Source organism: Persicitalea sp., from assembly GCF_041751555.1.
Lineage (GTDB): Bacteria > Bacteroidota > Bacteroidia > Cytophagales > Spirosomataceae > Persicitalea.
The window spans coordinates 1-5,395 of the sequence record NZ_JBGSXF010000294.1 but is presented as its reverse complement, the minus strand read 5'-3'; the positions used below and the strand labels follow the sequence as shown (position 1 = coordinate 5,395).

Sequence of the window (5,395 nt, the reverse complement as noted above, 5' to 3'; positions counted from 1 at the left end):
GACCTCTGCAATGAAATCGTAAAAGGCTGCGCCGAGCGCGGCCTGATCCTCATCAGTGCCGGTACTTACAAAAACATCATCCGTATCCTTTCGCCCCTGGTCATCACCGATGAGCAGTTTTCGCGCGGGCTGGATATATTGGAAGGTGAAATTTTAAAAAGGGTTAACGGTTAACGGTCAACGGTCTGTTCTGCGCTGTTACATTATGATGAAATGGAAGATAGAAAGTATCAGACTTTTGAAGATTTGATGGTTTGGAAGGAAGGGATGAGGCTTTGTGTTGAGGTGTATGCCCTGCTAAAAGATTGTCGCGATTATGCATTTCGAGATCAAGTTCAAAGGTCAGCCGTTTCTGTTCCTTCCAATATAGCCGAGGGTTTCGAACGTCAGACAGATAAATAATTTGTCCAGTTTTTATTCATTGCCAAAGGTTCGTGTGCTGAACTTAGAACCCAACTTTACCTAGCCTCGCAACTAAAATTTATCGATAAGCAGAGAAGCATCGAATTTATAGACAAAACCAAGAAAGTGTCTTCCATGCTTCAAAACCTCATCAAAGTCAGAAGAAACAAGGGTTAACGGTTCTCCACAGAGTGTAATCGGCGACTCAAGAAATCGTAGAAGGCCGTTTGACCTTTAACCGTTGACCGTTTACCCCAAGAAACAAGTCACAATACCCCTGAAAAGAATCTATGAAACCATTCGCAATTGCAGGCATACAAATGAAGGTGTCGGCCACGTATCCCAACGTGGAAATGATGAAATTGAAGTTGGATATCACCATGAACCTTTACCCTTGGGTAGAGATGGTCGTATTCAGCGAATTGTGCGCCTACGGCCCGCTACTGCACAACGCCCAGGAGGTACCAGGTACTTTCGAAGCCGAGATGCAGGCCGCCGCCAAGAAGCATAAAGTTTGGTTGTTACCTGGTTCTATTTTTGAGAAAAGGGACGGCAATGTGTACAATACGGCCTCGATCATCAATCCCAAGGGCGAGATTGTGAAGCGTTACAGCAAAATGTTTCCTTTCTATCCCTTCGAGGTCGGCGTGACGCCGGGCAGCGAGTTTTGTGTCTTTGACGTACCGGAGGTGGGCCGCTTTGGAGTTTCGATTTGCTACGATATGTGGTTTCCCGAAACGATCCGCACCCTTACGGTAATGGGAGCGGAAGTAATTCTGCACCCGACCATGACGGGTACCATCGACCGCGACGCCGAGTTATCCATTGCCAGGGCGATGGCTACCGTTAATCAGTGCTATTTATTCGACGTGAATGGGCTGGAAACCGGAGGGAATGGTCGCTCCATTGTTTGCGGACCCGACGGACGCGTGATCTACCAAGCAGGTAGCACAGAAGAAATATTCCCGCTTGAACTCAACATCGAGCGTGTAAAACGCAGCCGTGAACTCGGCGTACTTCGCCTCGGGCAACCTTTGAAAAGTTTCCGCGACCACATCGGCGATTTCACGATATACCAGAAAGGTCAAAAACACGCCTATCTGGAAGAGCTCGGCCCACTCATCAAGCCCACTAAGTTGAAAAAGCTGACGGAATTGAAGCAGCAGGAAGCTGATCTGGAAATACCCATAAGTGGTATTGCTTACAAAGGAGACGAGGGGATTCCGGCAAGCGACGTTTCTTTTTTAGGTTAATGGTCAACGGTTAACGGTCAAGGATTCTCGGCCATCTGTCGGTGGCAAAAGCGGACGCCGAGCGGGAATTCATAGAACGCCGTTTAACCGTTGACCGTTGACCGTTAACCTTTTAAACATTCCCATGAAAAATAAAACTAAAACCCAATCTTCCCCCTATTTCAGCATCGGTCAGCTTCGGCTCGACCACTGGAACGAATTAAAGAATGAATGCTCCTTTCTGGCGCGGGGGAAGTCTGATTCCAAGGCAGCTAAGCAGCACAAAGCCCGTATTGAAGAATTGCTGGATCACCTGAAAACGGTGGAGCGGTACTACACTTTTCCGGGCAGTGGGAAGGTTGAAAAACTGCGCCACATGCTGGTGCGGGAGGAGTTCACCGCCCTGGCGCACAACGTGGCCGTCACGACGCGCCAACTGGTGGGCGACGCCTACCGAAGCCACCCGCTATCGGCTTTGGAGGAAGAGAGTGAGTATGGTGGGGTTCAGGAAATCAGGGAAGTAGGAAACGGTACGCCTAAAAACTACTTCGAAGTACTTTTCGTGGAAGACATGACGCCCATCGACGAGACGGCTTTGCACGAAAAGTTGGAGGATCTTCGCGATCCAAATGAGCAATTTGTCTATGATGTGCTAGTGCAACATTCCTTTCAGGATGCGCTGATCGCCCTGATTTTCAACCACAATATTCAGGCGGTCGTCGTTCGTTACGCGCCACCATTTTTGTCGGAAAATATTTCGCCGCTCATTAAGCCCTATATCCAGAATGTGCTCGACGTAGATCTCGAAGACCGCTCCGAGGCTGATCTTGGGCCTTTGTTGGGTGAGTTGGTGAAGAAATTCCGCCCCGAGCTGGACATCTACTACGTCACAGATACCTCATTGAATGACCTAAAAGACAGCACCTTACAGACTTTCCAGCGGATATACTACCGCCGTGAGGACTTGCAGGAACTGCATTTGGGTATTATTCGGGGTATCCAGGAACGCTACGAAACACCGTTTTTTAGTGCACTAAAAGAATACAGCCAAAAGCCGACGGGCGTTTTCCACGCTATGCCGATTTCGCGCGGCAACTCGGTTTTCAAATCGCGCTGGATCAAGGATTTCGGGGATTTTTACGGTCGCAATATGTTCCTGGCCGAAACTTCCTCCACCACGGGTGGGTTGGACTCACTTTTGCAGCCCACTGGTTCTTTGAAGAAAGCCCAGCAAATGGCTTCGGCGGCTTACGGCTCACAGCACACGTTTTTTGTTACGAATGGCACCTCTACCGCCAACAAAATAGTGCTGCAGGCTTTGGTAGAGCCAGAAGACTTGGTACTGATCGACCGCGACTGCCATAAGTCCCACCACTATGGTATGGTACTGGCGGGTTCGTATCCCGTCTATCTCGACTCCTACCCCATCGAAAAGTACTCGATGTACGGCGCGGTGCCGCTGGCTTCGATCAAAGAAAAATTATCGAAGCTGAAGGCCGCCGGACAACTGCATAAAGTCAAGATGCTGCTGCTGACCAACTGCTCGTTTGACGGGTTGGTCTATAACGTGGAGCGGGTGATGGAGGAAATTCTGGCCATCAAGCCGGACATGATTTTCCTTTGGGATGAGGCGTGGTTTGCTTACGCGGGCTTCACCTACGTCTTCAAGCAGCGTACGGGTATGTATACCGCCAAGAAATTGCATACCAAATACCGCAGCGAGAAGTATCGAATCAAGTACGACGAACACATTAAGAGTCTCGGCAAAGGGGAAGATCCTAAAATGCCAGATCCTGATAAGGTTCGCATCCGGGTGTACTCGACGCAAAGTACCCACAAAACGCTGAGTAGTTTTCGGCAGGGCTCTATGATCCACATCTGGGACGAGGATTTCCGCAAGAAGTCCGAGAACACTTTCCTTGAAGCGTATATGACGCACACTTCCACCTCACCCAACTACCAAATGCTGGCTTCACTCGACGTGGGCCGTCGGCAGGTGCAGTTCGAGGGTTACGAGATGGTCGAGAAGAGCATTGAAATGGCGATGGTACTTCGCGCCAAGGTCAACGACGACCCGCAGCTCAACAAGTACTTCGACGTGTTGACCGTCAAGGACTTCATTCCCGATCAGTACCGCCAGAGCGGACTGGGCGAGTACTATGACAAAGAAAAGGGCTGGAACCGGATGGATGAGGCTTGGGAAAAGGATGAGTTTATGCTCGATCCGACCAAAATCACGCTCTTCATCGGTCGTACGGGGGTGGATGGCGATACCTTCAAGAATAAGTACTTGATGGATCAATTCAACATCCAAATCAATAAGACCTCCCGCAATACGGTACTGTTGATGACCAACATCGGCACCACGCGCGGCAGCGTGGCTTACCTCACCAATGCCTTGCTGACGATCGCGAAACAGCTCGACGAGGAGTTCGAATCGTTGAATACCCGTGAGATGGAGATCGCCCAGCAGAAAATCTGGTCGATGACGGAGGATGTGCCACCGCTGCCCGATTTCAGCCGTTTTCACGATTCGTTCCGGGCTCTTCCCGGCGTACCGGGCGGCAATCTGCGCGAGGCATACTTTCTGGCTTACGACGAGGAAAACTTCGACTATATTTCCCTGCTCGACTGCAAGACAGCCGTGGACGATGGGCAGGAGTTGGTCGCTTCGTCGTTCGTGATCCCCTACCCACCCGGCTTCCCGGTGCTGGTGCCGGGGCAGGTCGTCAGTCCCGAAATCATCGACTTCATGCTTGCCCTCGACGTCAAGGAAATCCACGGCTTCCGGGCCGACCTGGGTTTGAGGATTTTTACCAAAAAAATACTTAACCGAAAAATCAAAACGGTTGAGATCAACGCCAATGGTAAGAAGGAAACGAAGAAGACGATAGAAGTCGCGGAAGCGTAATTTTTCGGTCAAAGGTCAACGGTTAAGGGTAAACGGATCTTAACCCGGCAAACATCGCTTGCAAGTTCTGCTCTTTCATTATTTTTAGAACCCGTTGACCATTAACCTTTAACCGTTAACCCTAAGATTAATTCAACCATATACCCCAATTATGTCTCAAGAAATCAACCCTACCCCGCCCCTCAAAGGAATTCCCGATATGCGTCGCTATTTTCATAAGAATGAAGTGCCGCTTTACTTCATCAGTGCTACCAACTTCAATCTGTTGGGGGCCGATGAATGGATCAAGGGCTTTAAATTCATCTGCCATATCGAATGCTTCGACGGGCTGCATCCTAACGTGTTCTCACCGAAGGAAGAGATGCCGCACGATGAGTTTACGAGTATCGAAGACATTAACAACTACCTGCTGATGCACCCCGAAGTGCAGAACTACATCAAGCTCCGTTCAAAGAATGGCGTAGCGGGCAAAGTCATGTTCCTGATGTTTGATGAAAAAACGGAGGAACTGGCCGAAAAGCTAGGCTTGGAAATCATGTTTCCGCCCGCCGAAATGCGGACGTTTATGGACAATAAGGTAAATACCAACCGCATCGCCGAGAAGGCGGGGGTGGCTTGTGTGCCTTACGTTTTGTCCAAAGTAAAAAACTACAAGGATTTGGGCAAAGTGTCGGCTGACAAGTTGGGCACCGACCTGGTGATTCAGACACCCTTCGGCGATTCGGGCCACACGACTTTCTTTATCTCCAACGAAGAAGAGTACAATAAACACGCCGAGGAAATTGAGGCCGAAGCCGAAGTAAAAGTCATGAAGCGCATCAACTGCCGGGGTTCGGCGATCGAGGCCTGC

At 49.9% G+C, this 5,395-nt stretch carries 2 protein-coding genes and 2 pseudogenes; all 4 read left to right on the top strand.

Translation table 11 applies throughout. From position 1 onward, the window contains the following. Window positions 1–213: 213 nt before the first annotated feature. Window positions 214–579: pseudogene (locus ACEW8P_RS10295) on the top strand (four helix bundle protein). 113 nt (window positions 580–692) lie between these two features. Then, window positions 693–1,655: a carbon-nitrogen hydrolase family protein gene (locus tag ACEW8P_RS10290; protein WP_373512996.1), complete on the top strand. Its 963-nt coding sequence runs from the start codon at window positions 693–695 to the stop codon at window positions 1,653–1,655. 124 nt (window positions 1,656–1,779) lie between these two features. Next, window positions 1,780–4,545 (top strand): aminotransferase class I/II-fold pyridoxal phosphate-dependent enzyme, encoded by a 2,766-nt coding sequence (locus ACEW8P_RS10285; RefSeq protein WP_373512995.1) that lies wholly within the window; start codon window positions 1,780–1,782, stop codon window positions 4,543–4,545. A gap of 151 nt (window positions 4,546–4,696) precedes the next feature. Continuing rightward, window positions 4,697–5,395, top strand: a pseudogene (locus ACEW8P_RS10280) (biotin carboxylase); the annotation flags it as partial.